Annotated in this window: 21 protein-coding genes, 1 other RNA gene and 1 pseudogene; 18 read left to right on the forward strand and 5 right to left on the reverse strand. The window is 68.6% G+C overall.

What is annotated here, in order from left to right:
• Positions 1 to 8 precede the first annotated feature (8 nt).
• Complete coding sequence (locus Adu01nite_RS19375; RefSeq protein WP_239132538.1) at positions 9 to 1,139, reverse strand: GNAT family N-acetyltransferase; 1,131 nt, start codon at positions 1,137 to 1,139, stop codon at positions 9 to 11.
• Positions 1,140 to 1,319: 180 nt separating this feature from the next.
• Here Adu01nite_RS19375 and secA point away from each other — a divergent pair.
• From secA to Adu01nite_RS19390, 4 genes and pseudogenes are all read left to right on the forward strand, one after another.
• Positions 1,320 to 3,834 (forward strand): annotated as a pseudogene (secA, locus tag Adu01nite_RS19380) (preprotein translocase subunit SecA); the annotation flags it as partial.
• Positions 3,835 to 3,890: 56 nt separating this feature from the next.
• Positions 3,891 to 4,220 (forward strand): SEC-C metal-binding domain-containing protein, encoded by a 330-nt coding sequence (locus tag Adu01nite_RS49140; protein WP_438871087.1) that lies wholly within the window; start codon positions 3,891 to 3,893, stop codon positions 4,218 to 4,220.
• Positions 4,221 to 4,334: 114 nt separating this feature from the next.
• Positions 4,335 to 4,550, forward strand: coding sequence for a helix-turn-helix transcriptional regulator (locus tag Adu01nite_RS19385; RefSeq protein WP_203728305.1), 216 nt, complete (start codon positions 4,335 to 4,337; stop codon positions 4,548 to 4,550).
• 123 nt (positions 4,551 to 4,673) lie between these two features.
• A complete protein-coding gene (locus Adu01nite_RS19390; protein ID WP_203728306.1) occupies positions 4,674 to 5,255 on the forward strand; it encodes an Rv3235 family protein in 582 nt (193 codons plus the stop codon).
• A gap of 26 nt (positions 5,256 to 5,281) precedes the next feature.
• On the opposite strand, the gene Adu01nite_RS19395 is transcribed toward Adu01nite_RS19390, so the two are convergent.
• Positions 5,282 to 5,761: an Lrp/AsnC family transcriptional regulator gene (locus Adu01nite_RS19395; protein WP_203728307.1), complete on the reverse strand. Its 480-nt coding sequence runs from the start codon at positions 5,759 to 5,761 to the stop codon at positions 5,282 to 5,284.
• 93 nt (positions 5,762 to 5,854) lie between these two features.
• Between Adu01nite_RS19395 and Adu01nite_RS19400 the strand changes: the two genes are divergently transcribed.
• Together Adu01nite_RS19400 and Adu01nite_RS19405 are read left to right on the forward strand one after the other, a co-directional pair.
• Positions 5,855 to 6,283 (forward strand): rhodanese-like domain-containing protein, encoded by a 429-nt coding sequence (locus tag Adu01nite_RS19400; RefSeq protein ID WP_203728308.1) that lies wholly within the window; start codon positions 5,855 to 5,857, stop codon positions 6,281 to 6,283.
• Positions 6,284 to 6,398: 115 nt separating this feature from the next.
• On the forward strand, positions 6,399 to 6,902 hold the full coding sequence (locus Adu01nite_RS19405) for a DUF6912 family protein (protein ID WP_203728341.1): 504 nt from the start codon (positions 6,399 to 6,401) through the stop codon (positions 6,900 to 6,902).
• On the opposite strand, the gene Adu01nite_RS19410 is transcribed toward Adu01nite_RS19405, so the two are convergent.
• The gene (locus Adu01nite_RS19410; protein WP_203728309.1) at positions 6,854 to 7,825 is read right to left on the reverse strand and encodes a hypothetical protein; all 972 of its coding nucleotides are present in this window, start codon (positions 7,823 to 7,825) and stop codon (positions 6,854 to 6,856) included. The genes Adu01nite_RS19405 and Adu01nite_RS19410 overlap by 49 nt on opposite strands.
• 121 nt (positions 7,826 to 7,946) lie before the next feature.
• On the opposite strand from Adu01nite_RS19410, the gene pruA reads away from it, so the two are divergent.
• The 11 genes from pruA (at position 7,947) to Adu01nite_RS19465 (ending at position 17,389) form a co-directional block, all read left to right on the forward strand.
• Positions 7,947 to 9,578: an L-glutamate gamma-semialdehyde dehydrogenase gene (gene pruA, locus Adu01nite_RS19415; protein ID WP_203728310.1), complete on the forward strand. Its 1,632-nt coding sequence runs from the start codon at positions 7,947 to 7,949 to the stop codon at positions 9,576 to 9,578.
• Between the two features lie 247 nt (positions 9,579 to 9,825).
• Positions 9,826 to 10,341, forward strand: coding sequence for a PadR family transcriptional regulator (locus Adu01nite_RS19420; protein ID WP_203728311.1), 516 nt, complete (start codon positions 9,826 to 9,828; stop codon positions 10,339 to 10,341).
• A 58-nt stretch (positions 10,342 to 10,399) separates the two neighbouring features.
• Positions 10,400 to 11,512, forward strand: a complete 1,113-nt coding sequence (gene prfB, locus Adu01nite_RS19425; protein ID WP_203728312.1) for a peptide chain release factor 2 — start codon at positions 10,400 to 10,402, stop codon at positions 11,510 to 11,512.
• Between the two features lie 142 nt (positions 11,513 to 11,654).
• Entirely contained in the window at positions 11,655 to 12,335 is a 681-nt protein-coding gene (gene ftsE, locus Adu01nite_RS19430) for a cell division ATP-binding protein FtsE (RefSeq protein ID WP_203728313.1), read from the forward strand.
• A 67-nt stretch (positions 12,336 to 12,402) separates the two neighbouring features.
• Positions 12,403 to 13,278 carry a permease-like cell division protein FtsX gene (ftsX, locus tag Adu01nite_RS19435; protein WP_203728314.1) on the forward strand — a complete coding sequence of 292 codons (876 nt, stop codon included), beginning with the start codon at positions 12,403 to 12,405 and terminating at the stop codon, positions 13,276 to 13,278.
• Positions 13,279 to 13,436: 158 nt separating this feature from the next.
• Positions 13,437 to 14,630, forward strand: a complete 1,194-nt coding sequence (locus Adu01nite_RS19440) for a M23 family metallopeptidase (protein ID WP_239132531.1) — start codon at positions 13,437 to 13,439, stop codon at positions 14,628 to 14,630.
• A 65-nt stretch (positions 14,631 to 14,695) separates the two neighbouring features.
• Positions 14,696 to 15,172: an SsrA-binding protein SmpB gene (gene smpB, locus Adu01nite_RS19445; protein ID WP_203728315.1), complete on the forward strand. Its 477-nt coding sequence runs from the start codon at positions 14,696 to 14,698 to the stop codon at positions 15,170 to 15,172.
• A gap of 47 nt (positions 15,173 to 15,219) precedes the next feature.
• Entirely contained in the window at positions 15,220 to 15,843 is a 624-nt protein-coding gene (locus tag Adu01nite_RS19450; protein ID WP_203728316.1) for a cellulose binding domain-containing protein, read from the forward strand.
• A gap of 33 nt (positions 15,844 to 15,876) precedes the next feature.
• Positions 15,877 to 16,251: a transfer-messenger RNA gene (gene ssrA / locus Adu01nite_RS19455) on the forward strand.
• A 332-nt stretch (positions 16,252 to 16,583) separates the two neighbouring features.
• Positions 16,584 to 17,009 carry a hypothetical protein gene (locus Adu01nite_RS19460; RefSeq protein ID WP_203728317.1) on the forward strand — a complete coding sequence of 142 codons (426 nt, stop codon included), beginning with the start codon at positions 16,584 to 16,586 and terminating at the stop codon, positions 17,007 to 17,009.
• Positions 17,006 to 17,389: a DUF5615 family PIN-like protein gene (locus Adu01nite_RS19465; RefSeq protein WP_203728318.1), complete on the forward strand. Its 384-nt coding sequence runs from the start codon at positions 17,006 to 17,008 to the stop codon at positions 17,387 to 17,389. The genes Adu01nite_RS19460 and Adu01nite_RS19465 overlap by 4 nt, the downstream gene beginning before the upstream one ends.
• Before the next feature lie 316 nt (positions 17,390 to 17,705).
• Here Adu01nite_RS19465 and Adu01nite_RS19470 read toward each other — a convergent pair whose 3' ends face one another.
• Both Adu01nite_RS19470 and Adu01nite_RS19475 read right to left on the reverse strand, forming a co-directional pair.
• The gene (locus Adu01nite_RS19470; RefSeq protein ID WP_239132532.1) at positions 17,706 to 17,978 is read right to left on the reverse strand and encodes a Txe/YoeB family addiction module toxin; all 273 of its coding nucleotides are present in this window, start codon (positions 17,976 to 17,978) and stop codon (positions 17,706 to 17,708) included.
• Positions 17,975 to 18,262, reverse strand: a complete 288-nt coding sequence (locus Adu01nite_RS19475) for a type II toxin-antitoxin system Phd/YefM family antitoxin (protein WP_203728319.1) — start codon at positions 18,260 to 18,262, stop codon at positions 17,975 to 17,977. The genes Adu01nite_RS19470 and Adu01nite_RS19475 overlap by 4 nt, the downstream gene beginning before the upstream one ends.
• A gap of 459 nt (positions 18,263 to 18,721) precedes the next feature.
• On the opposite strand from Adu01nite_RS19475, the gene Adu01nite_RS48510 reads away from it, so the two are divergent.
• On the forward strand, positions 18,722 to 19,429 hold the full coding sequence (locus Adu01nite_RS48510; protein WP_203728320.1) for a CPBP family intramembrane glutamic endopeptidase: 708 nt from the start codon (positions 18,722 to 18,724) through the stop codon (positions 19,427 to 19,429).
• Positions 19,430 to 19,432 lie beyond the last annotated feature (3 nt).

Raw genomic sequence — 19,432 nt, forward strand, 5'->3', positions numbered from 1 at the left:
ATGAGGCCTCAGCCATCGAGCCGGGGGCCTTCGGTCAGGAGGTCCTCGGCGAGGAGGACGAACTGCACGTCGTCCACGCGCGTCTTGCCCGGGCCGGGCAACCGCGATCTGAGGTACGCCTCGCGGCGGAACCCAGCCTTCTCCAACACCCGCTGCGATCCCGCGTTCGACGGAAGCGTTCCCGCAATGAGGCGGGCGATGTCCGTTTCCGCGAATGCCCACAGCGCGACCATCTGGGCCGCCCGGGTCATGAAGCCACGCCCCCGGAAGGCCGGCATCATGCTGTAGCCGATCATCGCCTGCCCGGTGGGCGGCTCCTCGTAGAACAACGCGATCTCGCCGGCCGGGGCCCCGGTGGCCACGTCGGTGATCACCAACTCGGCACGGGTGCCGGCCAGCCACTGGGCCGGGGCCCGCAGGCATCGCTCGGCGACCTGGGCCGGGTCCGGCGGCTCGGCCGGCACGCTGGTCTGCCAGACCTCGGGCAGGCTGCGCAGCCGGACGATGAAGTCGGTGTCCGCCGGGCCGGCCGGGCGCAGGGTCACGACGCCGTCGGTGAGCTCGCCGCCGGGCAGGTCGGGCAGGAGGCGTGGGGTCGGCTCACCGGAGTCGCCGGCCAGCCGGGCGAATGCCACCAGATCCTCGCGGCCACCGTCGCGGCCGGGCATCGCGGCACGGCGGACTCCCTCGCGCCGATAGCCGGCCGCGAGCGCGACACGCTGACTCACCGGATTATCCCAATGGGTGAGTAGTTCCAGCCGGGCGAGTCCGGTGCCGAGGGCGTGCGCGCTCAGGGCGCGGACGGCCGCGGTGGCCACCCCGCGATGGCGGGCCCAGGAGGCCACCCAGTAGCCGATCTCGGCCTGGCCGCGGCTGGGTATCACCTTGTCGAAACCGATGCCGCCGAGCACCTCGTCGGAGCCGGGATCGGCGATCGCGTAGACCGCTCCACCCTCGGCGAACACCGAGGTCACGCCCTCGCTGAGGAAGCGTTCGGCGTGTGCGAGGGTGAACGGCGAGGGCAGTGGTGGCAGGAACCGGAAGCAGAGTGGATCGTCGTAACCGGCGGCGACCGCTTCGAGATCCTCCGGGCGAAATGCCCGTAGGCGCACGCCAGCGCCGGTGATCTCCGTGGTGATGCTCAAATTGCCTCCCGATGGTGCCGTTTTCGGGGGTAATCCTGCCGGAAACGCTGCGCTCTCAGCGAACTCCATGCCATGTTTCGCGCCGTTTGTGCGGTTTACTGGAGGCTCGGGTCACAGGTTCCGCGAGGGGGTGCCTACGATGGTCCGGCAGACTGTCTAGGGGAGCGCTGACCCGTGTCGATATTGGAAAAGGTCCTACGTGCCGGCGAAGGCCGCATGGTGCGCCGGCTCAAGGCGATCGCGGACGCGGTCAATTCGATCGAGGAAGACTACGTCGACCTGACCGATGACGAGTTGCGGGAGTGCACCCAGCAGTTCAAAGAACGCTACGAGGAGGGCGAGACGCTCGACTCGCTGCTGCCCGAGGCGTTCGCGGTGGCCCGTGAGGGCGCCAAGCGGGTGCTCGGCCAGCGGGCGTACAACGTTCAGCTGATGGGCGGCGCCGCGCTGCACTTCGGCAACATCCCGGAGATGAAGACCGGTGAGGGCAAGACCCTGACCGGCGTGTTCCCGGCCTACCTCAACGCGTTGAGTGGCAAGGGCGTGCACATCATCACGGTGAACGACTATCTCGCCCAGCGCGACGCCGAGTGGGTCGGGCGCGTGCACACGTTCCTCGGGCTCTCCGTCGGCGTGATCCTGCCGAACCGGCCGTCCGTCGAGCACAAGGCCGCGTACGCGTGCGACATCACGTACGGGACGAACAACGAGTTCGGCTTCGACTACCTCCGCGACAACATGGCGTGGTCGCGGGACGAGCTGGTGCAGCGCGGCCACAACTTCGCGATCGTCGACGAGGTCGACTCGATCCTGATCGACGAGGCGCGTACCCCGCTGATCATCTCCGGCCCGGCCGAACACTCGGCCCGGTGGTACGGCGAGTTCGCCGCCCTGGTCGCCCGCCTGCAGCGGGGCAAGGAGGGCGAGGCCGACTACGACGTCGACGAGGCCAAGCGGACCATCGCGATCACCGAGCGCGGCGTGGCCAAGGTCGAGGACCGGATCGGCATCGACAACCTGTACGAGTCGGTGAACACCCCGCTGGTCGGCTACCTGAACAACGCCATCAAGGCCAAGGAGCTCTACAAGCGGGACAAGGACTACATCGTCAACGAGGACGGCGAGGTCCTCATCGTCGACGAGTTCACCGGCCGCATCCTGCACGGTCGTCGCTACAACGAGGGCATGCACCAGGCCATCGAGGCGAAGGAGGGGGTGGAGGTCAAGCAGGAGAATCAGACCCTGGCGACCGTCACCCTGCAGAACTACTTCCGGCTGTACGAGAAGCTCGGCGGCATGACCGGTACGGCGCAGACCGAGGCCGGCGAGTTCAACAGCGTCTACAAGGTCGGCGTGGTGTCGATCCCGACGCACCGCCCGATGATCCGGATCGATCACCCGGACGTCATCTACAAGACCGAGAAGGCCAAGTTCGACGCGGTCATCGAGGACATCGCCGAGCGGCACGCCACCGGCCAGCCGGTGCTCGTCGGCACGGTCTCGGTGGAAAACTCCGAGATCCTCTCGACCCTGCTGCGCCGCCGCGGCATCCCGCACTCGGTGCTCAACGCGAAGTTCCACGCCCAGGAAGCCACGATCATCGCGCAGGCCGGCCGTAAGGGCGGCGTCACGGTCGCGACGAACATGGCCGGCCGTGGCACCGACATCCTGCTCGGCGGCAACCCGGAGTTCCTCGCCTCGGCCGAGCTGCACCAGCGCGGTCTCGACGCGGCGGAGAGCCCCGAGGAGTACGCGAAGGCGCTCGAGGAGGTCCTTCCCGCGTGGAAGGAGGCCTGTGAGGCCGAGGCCTCCGAGGTGACCTCGGCCGGCGGGCTCTACGTTCTCGGCACCGAGCGGCACGACTCCCGCCGCATCGACAACCAGCTGCGCGGCCGCTCCGGTCGGCAGGGCGACCCGGGTGAGTCCCGGTTCTACCTGTCGCTGCAGGACGACCTGATGAAGCGGTTCCGGGCGGGTGCGGTCGAAGCGGTCATGGAGCGCTTCAACATCCCCGAGGACGTGCCGATCGAGTCCAAGATGGTGACCCGGCAGATCCGCAGCGCGCAGACCCAGATCGAGGGTCAGAACGCCGAGATCCGCAAGAACGTCCTGAAGTACGACGAGGTGCTCAACAAGCAGCGCCAGGTCATCTACGCCGAGCGCAAGCGGGTGCTCGACGGCGAGGACATGCACGACCAGGCCCAGCACATGGTCTCCGACGTGGTCGGCGACATCGTCCTGGCGGCCACGTCCGAGGGCTACTCCGAGGACTGGGACCTCGACCAGCTGTGGACCAACCTCAAGCGGCTCTACCCGGTCACCCTCACGATCGACGACATCATCGAGGAGTCCGGCGGCGAGCGCGGCACCATCGACCAGGAGTTCCTGATCCAGCAGCTCAAGGACGACGCGGCCGCCGCCTACGTCGGCCGCGAGGAGGAACTCGGCGCCGAGGCGATCCGTGAGCTCGAGCGTCAGGTGCTGCTCGCGGTCATCGACCGCAAGTGGCGCGAGCACCTGTACGAGATGGACTACCTGCAGGAGGGCATCAGCCTCCGGGCCTACGCGCAGCGCGACCCCGTCGTGGAGTACCAGCGCGAGGGCTTCGACATGTTCAACCAGATGATGGAGGGCATCAAGGAGGAGGCGGTCGGTTTCCTCTTCAACCTGGAGGTCCAGGTCGAGGAGTCGCCGAACGTCACCGTCGACCCCAGCAAGGCCGTGCCGTTGCCGGCCGGCGGGGTGATGTCCGACGACAACGCCACCGAGTCCGACCGGGTCGAGGTGCGGGCCAAGGGTCTCGGCGGCAACCGCCGTCCGCAGACCCTGCAGTACACGGCGCCCGCGATCGACGGCGAGGCCGGCGCCGGCGCTCCCGTCATCCAGCAGCAGCAGGCGCCGGCGCTCGGCCTCGGCAACTCGCCGGTGCCCCCGTCGCCCGCGCACAACACCACCGGCCGGGCGTCCCGCTCGTCCGGGCAGGCCGAGTCGGCCGGGCCGTCGCGTAACGCGCCCTGCTACTGCGGCTCGGGCAAGAAGTACAAGCGCTGCCACGGAGCCCCCGGGGGCGCGTGACCTGACGTTTGATGCGGCCCGCCGGCGTTGTCGCCGGCGGGCCGTTCTGCATCCTTTACTTGCTGGCAAACGGTGGCAAACTGAGCCGATCGCAAGCTAGGAGGCGGAACTGTCGTGGAGCCCAGGTTCCTTCTGCTGTCCGACGTGGCAGCCGAGCTGAACGTGTCGGATTCGCAGGTCTACCACATGGTCCGCAGCGGCGAGCTGCCCGCGATCAAGGTCGGCGGGCGCGGTCAATGGCGGGTGGAGCGCTCCAGGCTGGAGGAATACATCCAGCAGAAGTACGCCGAGACCGCCGAGTGGGTCCGGGGCAACCCGCTGACCGAGTAGGCCGGTTTGCGCGTCTTCCCGCATCGGTCCATCCACATTGACCCTCCGTCACCGGAGCCCCAACAATCGCTTCTGAAGGGAATCGAAGGCAAACGCAGGCAAACGCAACGATCGGGGTGCAGGATGAGACGGACGGTGGAGATCGCGCCCAGAGGCCCGCGCCCCTCCATCAGCCTCCGGAGGGTCCCGCCCTGCGAGCCTCCGTTCGACGACGAGATCGAGCCCACCGTCTGGGCGACCGCGCACCAGATGGCGTTCGACTGGTCCCCGCCTCCACCGCCTCCACCGCCACCTGCGCCGCCCCCACCGCCGCTGCGCCGCTCGGTGGTGGCCGGTGCCTCGCAGGAGGCCAAGCTGGCGGTCCACCGCTTCGTGCGGCTGGCCGTCGAGGTGCTCAACGGCCACCGCCCACCCGCCCACCTCCGCCACCTGTCCCGCCCCGAGGAGGCGGCCGGCGTGGTCGCCCAGGGTCTGGCCGGCGCCCGCCGGGTGGCCGAGCTGAGAAGCACCGGCCCGCCGGCCCGCCGCGCCGGCCATCGGCGGCCGTCCCCGGTCGCCGTCGTCCGCCTGCGCATGTGCGAGCCGCGCCCGGGCGCGGTCGAGGCCGCGATCGCCCTGGTGACCGGCGAGCGCACGTGGGCCATGGCGTTGCGGATGGAGCTGCACCATCAGGCGTGGTCGGCCACGACGCTGCGCCTCATCTAGGAAAGGCCCCTGTACCCCCGGGGCGCCTACTGGTCGGTGGTGGCGGTGGGCGTCCCGGGCTCGGCGATCGCCCGGCCGGAGAGCGGGCTGGAGTAGACGATGCTGGTGGTCACCGAGCCCAGGCCGGAGATGCGGCCGTTCACCTCCTCGAGGTGGCGCATCGAGCGGGCCAGCACCTTGAGGACGAAGCAGTCCTCGCCGGTGACGTGATGCGCCTCGACGATCTCGGGGGTGGAGTCGAGCAGGGCATGGAACGGCCGGTAGTTGCCGGTGGGGTAGCGGAGACGCACGAAGGCCATCACGGTCAGGCCGACCCGTTCCGGGTCCACCGCGGCCCGGTAGCCGGCGATCACCCCGGCCTCCTCCATGCGGCGGACCCGCTCGGCGACCGCGCTCGGTGACATCGCCACCGCACGGGCCAGCTCCGCGTAGGAGGCGCGGCCGTCCCGCTGCAGCTCGGCCAACAAGCGCCAATCGGTCCGGTCGGGGGTGTAGTCCACGGTCATGGCGGCAATCTACCGGGCAATCCGCGGCCGGCGGGCGGCAGCGCCGTGGAACGCTTCTGTCCCGGGCCGGCCCTCGACCGTAGCGTTTTCGGCATGACGACCTTCACCGCCGCCGCCTTCTTCGCGGCCCGCCTCGAGTTCCAGACCGACGTCTCCGACGTGGCCGCTGCCCTGGCCGGTGGCGAGCCCGGCTTCGTGCTGATCGACTCGCGCAGCACGGCCGCCTGGGAGCAGGGGCACATCCCGGGCGCCGTGCACCTGCCCACCGCCGAGATCGCCGCCCGGCACGCCGAGCTCCTCGACCCGGCCGTGCCGGTGGTGACCTACTGCTGGGGGCCGGGCTGCAACGGCGCCACCCGGGCCGCGCTCGCCTTCGCACTGGCCGGCTACCAGGTCCGGGAGATGATCGGGGGCGTCGAGTACTGGGTCCGGGAAGGACTCGTCCTGCGTACCCCCCACGGTGACGTCGCTGCCGACGCCGACCCGCTCACCGCGCCGCTCGCCCTGGCCTGCGGCTGTTGAGCCCCCGGCGCGCCACGATCCGGACACGACTGGTGGAATGGGCCTTCCGGGTGCCGTTACGACGGTGTACTACGGGGACGGTCCATCCCGCCGCAGGAGGAGACGTGACGTGCCGATGACCGATCTGGTCCGGGTCTACGTGCCGGCCACCGTGCCGATGCTCGCGGCCCTGCGCGCCGCCGGGCAGCTGGGGGAGGGGCCGGTGGAAGCGCACGCGGTCACCCCGGCCCTCCGCGAGTGGTATGCGGAGGGCGACGAGGAGGAACTGGAGTACGTGGCGTTCACCCGGGCCGCCCAGGGCGCGCTACGGCTGCTCCGGCACGATCCCGCGGCTCCGCGCCGCCGGGTCGTGGTCTCGGCCGACGTGCCGACCACCGCATTGGTGCGGGAGGACGTCGAGCTCGGCTCCAGCACCGTGCGGCTGCCGCAGGCACTGTCGCTCAAGGAGGTGGCGGCGATCCACGTGGACAGCGCCGACGCGTCCGAGCAGGTCGCCGCGGCCGCCGACGCGATCGAGGAGGCGCTGGCCGGCGACCCGGACGCCCAGTTCACGGTCGACGGCGCCGAGGATCACGAGCTGGAGTGGTACGCGGTGTCGGAGCTGGACGATTTGGCCTGATCCTCGGCTTCGTCAGCGGAGGCGGCCGGTTCGTCAGCGGAGGCGGCCGGCCGGATCGTCCGGCCGATCGCGATCGTCGCGCTGATCGCCCCGACGAACAGCACGATCAGCGCGCTGTTGAACCGGGAGCTGCTGAGCATCTGCTGCACCGCCAGCTCCAGCTCGCTGACCTTCCCGGCCAGGTCGAGCACCCGGGAGCCGGCGGTGCGGGTCAGCCCCTCGCCGACGACCAGCAGCAGCCCGGGACCGGCGCCGGCCAGCGCGTAGAGCGGCCACGCGGTCCCGCGGCGGGCCCGGCGCAGGATCGAGTACGAGATGATGCCGGCGGCCAGGCCGGACAGCAGCGACTGCAGGAACGAGAACCACTGCGCGGCGCTCGCCTGCGACGCCTGCGTGCTGCCCGAGCCGAGGACGCCGAGCAGCTCGTCCTGGACGAGGTTGAGCGCGAACCCGACCAGGAACACCCCGATCGCGGCCCAGCACACCGCCCGCAGCACCAGGGGCTGCCGGAAACCGGCGAGCGCCCCGCCGATGGTGGCGGCCGCGGCGATCGTGCCGCCGACCACCGCGTAGATCCACCCCTCGGTGTTGATCGTGATGATCGACATCGCGCCGGCCAGCCCGAGCAGCAGGCCGGTGCCGGTGGCTACCGCGAACCGGGCGGTCGAGCCCAGCGCGCGCCGTCGGGTGAGGAGGGCGAGCACGGCGAGGGCCGCCGCGGTCCCGGCGACGAGGCTTGCCGACACGGCGCCCGGCAACGCGTACGCCGTGGAGGTCACCTCCATCTCGGCGTCCGCCCGGCCGGTGATCGAGACGCGGGCCGAGAAGAGCATGGCGGCCATCCAGATCAGCGCGGCGAGCGCGAGGAACAGACCGTGCGGCGAGGGCTGCTCGGCGTCCGGTGTCGTGTCCTGGGCACTCATGCGGCTCAGGGTACGCGGCGAGGCTGAAGTGATCCGGAGCTGGTGCGAGGATGAGGAATCCGGCCCCGGCCACCCCGGGCCCCGGATCTACTCAGCAGACCACCATGTCGAGGAGTACCCGATGGACGCCCAGCTTGCCGTGCCCACTCCGCGCAACGAGCCGATCCGCGACTACCGCCCGGGCAGCCCCGAGCGGGCCGCGCTGGCGGCCCGGATCGCCGATCTGCGCGACGCCCGCCCCGACCTGACCATGACGATCGGGGGCCGGCAGTCGATGGCCGGCGGCGCCCCGATCGAGGTGGTCCAGCCGCATCGCCGGCACGCCGCGCTCGGCGTGACCGGCAACGCCACCCAGGCCGACGCGGCGACCGCGGTCACCGCCGCCCGGGAGGCGGCGGCAGGCTGGCGGGCGCTGCCCTACGCCGAGCGGGCCGCGGTCTTCCTGCGCGCCGCCGAGCTCCTGTCCGGCAGCTGGCGGGACACCCTGAACGCGGCCACCGTGCTGGGCCAGTCGAAATCCTGCTACCAGGCCGAGATCGACGCCGCCTGCGAGCTGATCGACTTCCTGCGCTTCAACGTGGCGTTCGGTGAGCGGCTGCTGGCCGAGCAGCCGCAGTCGGCGCCGGGCGTGTGGAACCGGTTCGACCACCGCCCGCTGGAGGGCTTCGTCTACGCGATCACCCCGTTCAACTTCACCGCGATCGCCGGCAACCTCCCGTCGGCGCCGGCCCTGATGGGCAACACGGTGATCTGGAAGCCGTCGCCGACGCAGCAGTTCGCCGCGCACTTCACGATGCGGCTGTTCGAGGCGGCCGGCCTCCCGCCGGGCGTGATCAACATGGTCACCGGCGACGGCCAGGCGGTCTCCGAGGTGCTGCTGGCCGATCGTGACCTGGCCGGCATCCACTTCACCGGCTCGACCACGACGTTCCGGCACCTGTGGAGCACGGTGGGCGCCGGTATCGACCGCTACCGCACCTACCCGCGCCTGGTCGGCGAGACCGGCGGCAAGGACTTCGTGGTCGCGCACCCGAGCGCGGACGTGGCGGCCCTGCACACGGCGCTGGTGCGCGGCGCCTTCGAGTATCAGGGACAGAAGTGCAGCGCGGCCTCGCGGGCCTACGTCCCGCGGAGCCTCTGGGTGGGTGGCGGCCTGCGCGACCGCCTCGCGGCTTCGGTCAGTTCCATTGCGTACGGCGATGTCAGCGACCTCGCGGTGTTCGGCGGCGCGGTGATCGACGCGCGGGCGTTCGCGAAGCTGGCCGGCGCCCTCGACCGGATCAAGAACAGCGACGCGTGCACTGTCCTCGCCGGTGGGACGGCCGACGACACCGAGGGCTGGTTCGTGGCCCCGACGCTGGTCGAGTGCACCGATCCGACGCACGAGGTGTTCCGCACCGAGTACTTCGGCCCGATCCTGGCCGTGCACGTCTACCCGGACGACGAGTTCGACGCGGTGCTGGCACAGGCCGACGGCGCGTCCGACTACGCGCTCACCGGATCGATCTTCGCGACCGACCGCACCGTGATCGACCGGGCGGCCGGGGCGCTGCGCTACACCGCGGGCAACTTCTACATCAACGACAAGCCGACCGGGGCCGTGGTCGGGCAGCAACCGTTCGGCGGCGCGCGGGGGAGCGGCACCAACGACAAGGCCGGATCGGTGCTGAATCTGATGCGCTGGGTCTCGCCACGCACCATCAAGGAGACGTTCGAGCCGCCAGTCTCGTGGCGCTATCCCCATATGGGCTAGAAAAGCCGCTTCGGGGGATTTGCGAGCGGCGGTCTGGCCGGTTTCGCCCGGTTGCTGCCCGGCATCGCCGTCTGACCGGTTTGCTAGGGCCATTTTAGCTGGTCAGACTGCTGCTCGCCGGTTAAACGCGCCGTCTCGACCCTCGTGGTCGGACTGTCTGTGCGGGACAGTCGTTTGTGGAGACGCAAACTGGACGGATCGGGCGAAATCCTGGACGTGGACACAACAAAGTGGCAGCGTAGGAGGCATGCCCGACACTCAAATCAATCCCACGGCTGCCGCGCTGCTCGGCCTGCTTCACGAGGGGCCGATGACCGGCGGACAGCTCATGGCGGCTGCCGAACGCCGCCTCGGGCCCTACTGGTCGATGACGCGGAGCCAGGTCTACCGCGAATTGCCGGTTCTCGCCGATATGGGATTCGTCCGGCTCGGCAAGCCCGGCCCCCGTTCCAGCCAGCCCTATGCCATCACCGCCTCCGGCAAGCGCGCCTTCAGCCGCTGGCTCGCCGAGGCTCCCGGCCGGGATGCTCTCCGCAACCCGGTTGCCCTGCGCGTCGCTTTCGGCGAGCAGCACAGCGGGGGACAGCTGAAAGAGCTCTACTCCGGCGCCAGCGAATACCACTCGGAAGCGATGGCCATGGCCAAGGAGCAGGCGAAGGAGGCGAAGAAGAACGGCGACGCGTACGGGTCGGCCGCACTCGAATTCGCCGTCGCCTACCACAAGGCCGCGCTGAGCTGGTTGAAGACCGCTCCCGCCAACTAATGCACCCGTTCGGACCGCCCGGCCGGAACACTGGCCGGGCGGCGTAGTCTTGGGTGTCGTGACGGCTGCCGATTTTCCCGAGCAACTCAAGGCGTTGGACGCCACCCTTCGCAATATCGAGAATGTGCTCGATCTCGACAAGCTGCGTAAGGACAAGGCGGACCTCGAGGAGCAGGCCTCCGCGCCCGACCTGTGGGACGACCAGGCGCGTGCACAAGAGGTGAACAGCCGGTTGTCGTACGCCTCGGGCGAGATCGCCCGGATGGAGAAGCTTCGCGGCCGGCTCGACGACGCCGCGCTGCTGCTCGAGATGGCCGAGGCGGAGGGCGACGAGAGTTCGGTCGCCGAGGTCGGTGACGAGCTCGTGTCGCTGGCCAAGGCCATCGAGGAGATGGAGGTCCGCACCCTCCTCTCCGGCGAGTACGACTCCCGCGAGGCCCTGGTGGCCATCCGGGCCGGGGCCGGCGGCGTGGACGCGGCCGACTTCGCCGAGATGCTGATGCGGATGTACCTGCGCTGGGCCGAGCGGCACCACTACCCGACCGAGGTCTACGACACGTCGTACGCCGAGGAGGCCGGCCTCAAGTCGGCGACCTTCGCCGTCAAGGTGCCCTACGCCTACGGCACGCTGAGCGTCGAGTCGGGCACCCACCGGCTGGTCCGGATCAGCCCGTTCGACAACCAGGGCCGGCGGCAGACCAGCTTCGCCGGGGTCGAGGTGATGCCGGTTGTCGCACAGACCGACCACATCGACATCCCGGAGAACGAGATCCGGGTCGACGTCTACCGTTCGTCCGGGCCCGGTGGGCAGAGCGTCAACACGACCGACTCGGCCGTGCGCCTCACGCACATTCCGACCGGCATCGTCGTGACGTGTCAGAACGAGAAGTCCCAGTTGCAAAACAAGGCGTCGGCGATGCGGGTGCTCCAGGCCCGGCTCCTCGAGCGCAAGCGCCAGGAGGAAGAGGCCAAGATGGCGGGCCTCAAGCAGGACACCACCGGCTCCTGGGGCGATCAGATGCGGTCCTACGTCCTGCACCCGTATCAAATGGTGAAGGATCTGCGTACCGAGTACGAGACCGGCAACCCGTCCTCGGTGTTCGACGGCGAGTTGGACGAGTTCATCGAGGCCGGGATCCGTTGGCGCAAGACCGGCCAGACGGAAGGCTGAGCAAGATCCACCACGTACGGCGACGGCGTCTGAACGTTCGGTCAGGCGTCCGCCGCCGGAATGCCTGTTCCGGCATGCCGGGTGCAGATTGACGCACCCGCCGGGGTTGGCGTTTTCGTTACACCGCGTAGACTCCGTTCCCGTGATTCAGCTCGAGAACGTGACGAAGACGTACCCCAAGGCGTCTCGCCCGTCGCTGGACGACGTGAGCGTAGGCATCGAGAAGGGTGAGTTCGTCTTCTTCATCGGCCCCTCCGGTTCCGGCAAGTCGACGATCATCAAGCTCCTCCTGCACGAGGTCGCCCCGACCCGCGGCAAGGTAGTGGTGAACACGAAGGACGTGACGACCCTCCGCTCCTGGAAGGTGCCGCACTTCCGCCGCTCCATCGGCTGCGTGTTCCAGGACTTCCGACTGCTGCCCAACCGCACTGCGTACGAAAATGTGGCCTTCGCCCTCGAGGTGATCGGCAAGACCAAGGCGGTGGCCCGCCGGGTCGTGCCCGAGGTCCTCGAGCTGGTCGGCCTGGGTGGCAAGGAGCACCGCTACCCGCACGAGCTCTCCGGTGGTGAGCAGCAGCGTGTCGCGGTGGCCCGGGCGTTCGTCAACCGGCCGCTCATCCTGCTGGCCGACGAGCCGACCGGTAACCTCGACCCGGATACGTCGATCGAGATCATGCGACTGCTGGACCGGATCAACCGGACCGGCACGACGGTCGTGATGGTCACGCACGACTCCAACATCGTCAACCAGATGCGGCGCCGGGTCATCGAGATCGAGAGCGGCCGCATCGTTCGTGACCAGGCCCGCGGCGTCTACGGCTGAGCCCGGCTCCCGTCCCCATCCCCGACCCTGAACTTGCACGACGCGGAGTCCCGGAAGGAACCCCCCGATGCGGTTGAAGTACGTCCTCAACGAGGTCCTGGTGGGCCTGTGGCGAAACGTCACGATGACGATCGCCATGATCATCACCATGTCGGTCTCGCTCTTCATGCTGGGCGCCAGTGTCCTGCTGTATATGCAGGTCGACCAGATGAAGAACTACTACTACGGCGAGATCGAGGTGTCGATCTTCCTGCGCTCGGACGTCACCGACGCGCAGCGAGCCGCCATCGATTCGACGATCTCCGGCAACCCGCTGGTGAGCAAGAAGACGTACGAGACCCGTCAGGAGGCGTTCACCCGCTTCCAGCAGCTCTGGGCCGACTCGCCCGACTTCGTGAAGTCGGTCGGCCCGGACAGCCTGCCCGAGTCGTTCCGGGTCAAGCTGAAGGACCCGGAGAAGTACAAGAGCTTCGCCGACCAGATCAGCGGTATGGAAGGCATCCAGGACGTCATCGACCAGCGCACCCTGCTGGACAAGGTGTTCAACATCTTCAACGGCTTCCAGGTGGGCTCGCTGGGGGTGGCCGCCTTCATGGCTGTCGCGGCGCTGCTGCTGGTCGGTAACACGATCCAGGTGGCGGCGTACAGCAAGAGACGTGAAGTCGCGGTCATGAAGCTGGTCGGTGCCTCGAACTGGTTCATCCAGGCGCCGTTCGTGCTGGAGGCGGTGGTGGCCGGCGTCATCGGCGCGGTCATCGGCTTCGCCGTGCTCTTCGTCGGCAAGGTCGTACTGCTCGACCACAAGCTACAAGCGCTGACGTCGATCCTGACCCCGGTGCACAACGGCAACGTGTGGCTCATGCTGCCGCTGCTGATGGGCGTCGGCGCGGTGGTCAGCGCGGTCACCGCCTGGATCACCCTGCGGTTCTACCTGAAGGTCTAGCGTTTCTCAGCTGACTCACCTCCAACGGCCGCGCTCCCCGACACGGGATCGCGGCCGTTGGGCGATTTGGACCTTTGCTAGTGATTCGGCGAGTAGGTTGGGTCGCTGTGTGGTCAAAATGTCGACATAGCCGGGTATCGCCCATTCTGGCAATATGCGTGTCTCTTGTCAGCCTGGCGGCCGCGCCATCTCCCGCCCGAGCCGACACCGACAGCGGCCGGGCCGCCCGGGAAGTGGACCGGGCCGGCGCCGTACTGGAAAACGTGACCGCGCAAGCTCGCGCCGCCGCACTCCACCTCGAAGCCGCCACCCGGGCGATGCCCGCCGCGCAGCGGCGCGTCGCCACCTCCCGCGGTGCCGTCGCCGCCGCGATCAGCGCCGCCAACACCGCCGGCCGCCGCGCCAACGCCACCCGCGTCGCCTACGCCAAGGTCGCCGGCGACTTCGCGGTGGCGCAGGGCAGCTTCACCGACGCCCGCGAGCGCGTCGACAAGATCGCCCAGGCCACCTACATGGGCAGCCAGTTCTCCCGGATCAACGTGCTGGTCGACGCGACCGGACCGGCCGACATCATGGACCGGCTCAGCCTCGTCGACCAGCTCATGCGCACCCAGCAGCAGGACGTCGAGCGGCTGATCCGCACCCGGGCGCAGGCCCGCACCGCCCAGGACCGGGCCGGACTCGCCAAACGCGAGGCCGAGGAGGCCGAAGCCGCCGCCCGGAGCAAGCTCTCCGCGGCCAAGAACGCCCAGCTCTCCGCGGTCACCGCCCAGCAGGCCCTGGTCCGGCTGGCGGCCACCCGGCAGGCCGCGCTGCGGGCCGCCAACGCCCAGCGGGCCGGGGTGCTCGCCCGCTACCGGGCCGCGGTCGCCGAGGAGCGCCGCATCCGGACCGCGCTGCGCGGCTGGGCGGTCAAGTCCGGCGACAGCGGGCGGTATCTCGGCGGGCGGCTGCTCATGCCGGTCCGCGGCTGGAAGAGCAGCGACTTCGGCGAGCGGTACGACCCGTACTACCGGGTGTGGCAACTCCACGCCGGCACCGACATCGCCGCGCCCGGCGGGACGCCGATCCACGCGGCCGCGGCCGGGCACGTCATCCGGACCGGCTGGAACGGCGGGTACGGCAACTACACGTGCATCGACCACGGGAAGATCGACGGGCAGGGCTTCCAGACCTGTTACGGCCATCAGTCGCGGATTCTCGTGCACGTCGGGGAGTACGTGCGGCGGGGCGAGGTGATCGGGCGGGTCGGGACCACCGGCGCGTCCACCGGGTACCACCTGCACTTCGAGACGCGCTTCGACGGCGTACCCAAGAATCCGCTCCGATACCTGCCGTCCTGCCTCTGCTGAAACCGGTTTTCCGCCTTTTTGCCATCCGAGTAACCTTGGGCGGTTGGCTATCAGAGGGGGCGGACATGCCACGCGAACAAGGGCGCAAGGTCGTTGCCTCCAACCGCAAGGCTCATCACGACTACGCGATCATGGACACCTTCGAGGCCGGCCTGGCGCTGACCGGCACCGAGGTCAAGTCGCTGCGGGCCGGGCGGGCCTCGCTGGTCGACGCGTTCGGCCAGGAGAGCGACGGCGAGGTCTTCCTGCACGCGCTGCACATCCCCGAGTACACGCAGGGCACCTGGACCAATCACGAGCCGCGGCGCATCCGCAAGATGCTGCTGCACCGCGACGAGATCCGGAAGATCCAGGGCAAACTGCGCGACGACGGCACCACGCTGGTGCCGCTGCAGATCTACTTCAACAATGGGTACGCGAAGGTCGAGCTCGCGCTGGCCCGAGGCAAGAAGAGCTTCGACAAGCGCCAGGACATGGCCAGCCGCGACGCCCAGCGGGAAATTTCCCGCGCCATGGGCCGACGTAACAAAGGTATGGCCTGACCAGGTAAAGTGCCCGGGCGCCCCCTAGATCACCGGAGGGATGGCTCGTGTCTGCGAAGCACTCCGCGCGCCCGCTCGGTCCCGCCCGAATAATCCTCAGCGCCGCCACCGCGGTCCTCGTCATGCTGGTCGTCTGGATCGCGGTGCGAGCGGTCGGCCCGGCCTCGGCATCCGACCTGCCGGCGGTCGCCCTGCCGTCGGCCTCAGCCGTGCCGCTGGCCGCGACCCCGACCACGTCGCCCACGCCCACGCCGTCGGCCACCAGCGCGTCCGCCAAGCCCAAGAAGAGCAGGACGCCGGTGGCGGAGAAGACCAGCCGCACCCCGGTGGTGACCAGGACGACCAGGCCGGCCGCCAACGACTTCTCGGCGACGGTGAGCCTCGGGGCGAACTGGGACCAGGGCTATGTGGCCATGGTGCGGATCAAGAACACCGGCGACCGAGCGGCCGGCTGGACGGTGACCGTCAGCCACAGCGGCGTCGACGACCTGCGCCTGACCAACACGTGGAACGCGCGCGGCTCCCAGCAGGGCAACAGGCTGACCTTCACCGGCGGCGAGCTGGCACCGGGGGCTTCGTTCTCCTTCGGCTACCAGGTCAGCAAGGGCGGCCGCGGCAACGCGCGGCCCAGCGGCTGCTCCGTCGTGGGCGGCAAGTGCGGAGTGAGCTAAGATTCGTAGGTTGCAGCATGTGCAGCACTACCAGGGGGTGACTGGTTTCGACTTCGTACGTGGAGACAGGGGAAGCGAGCCGAGGAAGCCGACGTCGTCTCGAGAATCGGTCGTCGGAAACTTATAAGCGCCGATAACAATCGCGCTGACTACGCTCTCGCCGCCTGAGGCAAGTAGCGTGTCTGTCGGACTGGGAACACCTTCGTCCCAGATACCCGGCATCAGCTAGAAGGTTGGTCAACCGGTCCCAGTCGTGAGGACCGCGCGACGAGATTAAACACGGCTGGCCCCGTCATACCGACTTGCTCACATGATCGGTAGGGGCGAGTAGAGGCATAGTGAGCTGCGCTCGGAGAAGCCCTGACGAAACACCGAAGGACCCGGGTTCGATTCCCGGCACCTCCACGAGAGGGTTTCTAGCTCGAACCCGCAGCGGCACCGCCCTCGTCGGCGGTGCCGCTGCCGTTCCAGCATGAGCAGTCAGCGGCGATATCAGGCCCGTAAGTTCGTCGGCCGCGCCACGAAAGGTCCCGTCATCGTCCGAGTCGCGATACGGCTTGGCGAAGATGGCTTGGCGAATACCCGCATAGCGCCGCTCGCCTATCGGGATAGCTTTACGCGGGGGTTTTGGACCATTTCGTGCTTCTCGGCGTCCTCTGGCTTGTGCGGTGCTGCTCGAAGCCGGCGGGCTTCAGGAATTCCTGTGGCTGCCTGCGTAGCGTGGTCGCTACGATGTAGCCATGACGACGACGCCCCGGTCCATACGGTTTGACGACGCGGTGCTTGCCAGGCTTCGGCATCAAGCCTCCACCGAGGTTGGCAACAACGTGTCGGCGCTAGCCCACCGGCTCGTTGATGAGGGCCTGCGGATGGCTGAACATCCCGGCATTGTCTTCAAGCCCGGCCCGTCCGGCCGTCGTGCAGCTCTCGCCTACGGGCCAGACGTCTGGGAAGTCGTCAAGTTTCTCCGAGAGATCGATGAGCGAGGGCCGGCTGCCCTCGTTGCCGCTGCTGAGACTTTCGCAGTTGATGTCGGTCGCATCACCTCGGCCGTCAGTTACTACAGCGACTACAGCACCGAGATCGAGGGGGAAATCGAGGCGGCTGAGGAGGCGTCGACGCGGGCCGAGCGCGCTTGGACTGTGCAGAGCAGGCTGATCGCGTGACTGAGCCGGTGGAGCTGATTCAGCTGCTGCTGGATGAGATGTTTTCACCGATGATCGCCGATGCGTTGCGTGCGGAAGGCCACAGGGTAGTCGCCCTGGTTGAGCGGCCGGAAATGCGCGCTATGCCAGACGAGGAGGTCTTCGCGTGGGCTGCTGCGCAGCGATGCTGGCTGCTGACCGAGAACGTAAAGGACTTTCAGCCGATCAAACTGCGAGCCTTGCAGGCGAACGCGTCACTTGCCGGACTGTTGTTCACGAGTAGCCGAACCTTTCCGCGTTCTCGGCAGCAGGTCGGCCCGCTGGTAGACGCGCTCAACGCGTGGCTCACGAAGGGGCCACCCGAACCACCGATCATTGAGGATTGGCTGCAGCCGGTCTGAGTCGGAGTTCTTTCGGAGCATCCGGTGGTATCGCTGGCGATCCTCTGGCTGCCATAGGCGGAAAGTTGCGGTTGGTTAGGCTGGCGCGCAGCGTTGACAGTTCCACGGCCGGGTTCAAGTAGGCGGTCAGCACCTCCACTGCCTGACGGCCTCCTGTTCGCGGAAAGCGCGAACCGGGGGCCGTTCCGGTATATCTGCTCCGGGGGCCGAGCCCCCGGAAACCCCGCGGTGCGTGGCTGAGGATCAGCGCGGTGGTTGCGGATCTGCAGTTGGTCGCACCGCATGGGGCAGTTGGAGTCTTGGGGACTCGGATCCTTTATTTGTCTTCGTAGTGGCCGTGGCAAGCCGCTATTTCGAGGTCGTTGCCTCGGACTCGGTAGATGAGGCGGTGCTCGTCGTTGATGCGGCGGGAAGACCAGCCGGCCAGCGGGCCTTTCCGGAGTTCGGGCTTGCCCAGGCCCATTCCGTGTGGATCTCGCTGGACGTCGAGGATCAACCGGCTGATGGGGCGGGCCATCTTTGTGTCGTGCCGGAGCCAGGTGTCGTACTCCTGCCAGGCGTGCGGGGTGAAGACGATGCGCAGGCTCACGCTGCCTCCGTGCCGGGCGGAGCGGGCGAGCTTGGGGCGGCGAGCGGGTGCTCCTCCAGGAGGCCTGCGTCTGCCTGGGCGATGCTTTCCAACAGCCGGCGGGCATTTCGAGCCGATCCGAGAACGTGAATGGTCTCGTTCATGGCGTTCCACTCGTCCAGGGACACCATGACCACTGCCTTACCGCCGCCGCGGGGGATGACGCACTCCTCGGCATCGTCGATAACGGCATCGACGACGGCGGCGAGATTCTTCCGGACGTCGGTGATCGTCAGTACCTTCATGTCTGGCTCCCGGGAAGTACGACAGAACGTACGCCTTCGCGCGGACTGCCGGTCTGGCCTAAGTGCCGCGGCCACTGGGTGCTCCCCTCCGTCGTGGCCAACGTGAGAGGCGAATGGTCGCACGCCTAGTTGTCTCAAAGCAACCGGGTGCGCGGCGGTTCGAGCGACGATCCGGCTTTGTAGCTCTCGTGGGGGACACGGGAATGTCTACCGCGGGGGGATTTTTGCGTTGATCGATCTCAATAGCGTTCTTCTCGTTGGTGCAGGGGTGGTTTCGGAGACTGCTGGGGAGAAGAAATGCGTATTGAGCCCGTTGATTCTGGGTCGGTTGTTCGGTCGAGGGCGCCGCGGTGGCTGCGGTCCGTTGGGGCTCGGCTCGCGTTTCTGCTTGTGGTCTTCTTGGGGATTGAGGCGCTCTGCACGCCGTTGCTGACGGCTGCGGCCGGGATCAACCCGGTCTTGAGCATCGTCGTTGGGCTGGCTACGGCGGCGGCTGCCCTGTTCGGCTACGGGAAGCTCGTCTCCTGGCTTGAGGGGCGCCGGGCTTCCGAGATCAGCCTCGGCGCGATGCCTCGGCAGTTGACCCGCGGCACCCTGCTGGGCGTTGGTCTGTTCGTTCTCACCCTCGCGCTGATCTTCATGTGCAACGGCTATCGGCTGCACGGCGGGTCGTTCGGGGGCATGGTTGCCAGCTTCGGCTTGATGGTTGGTGTTGCCACCGTCGAGGAGCTGGCCTTTCGCGGCGTGCTCTTCCGCATCGTCGAGGAGCGCTGGGGCACCCTGGTTGCGCTGATCGTCTCCGGTGTCGTCTTTGGTGGGCTGCACCTGATCAACCCCCACGCCACCGTCTGGGGAGCAGCGTCGATCGCCATCGAGGGCGGCTTGCTGGCCGGCGCCGCGTACGCCGCGACCCGTAGCCTCTGGCTGCCGATCGGCCTGCACCTGGGCTGGAATTTCGCCGAGTCCGGCATCTTCGGCGCGACCGTCTCCGGCTCCGACAGTGCCGTCGGTGGTCTGCTCACCGGCACCCCGCACGGTCCCGCCTTCTTCAGCGGTGGCACCTTCGGCCCCGAGGCCAGCATCTGGGCGGTCGTGGTCGGCGGGTTCGCCGCCTACCTCCTCATCCGTCGAGCCCGCAAGACCGGCAACTGGCGCGCGGCCCGATAGACG

It is taken from the genome of Paractinoplanes durhamensis (assembly GCF_016862175.1).
In the GTDB taxonomy this organism is placed as follows: Bacteria; Actinomycetota; Actinomycetes; order Mycobacteriales; family Micromonosporaceae; genus Actinoplanes; species Actinoplanes durhamensis.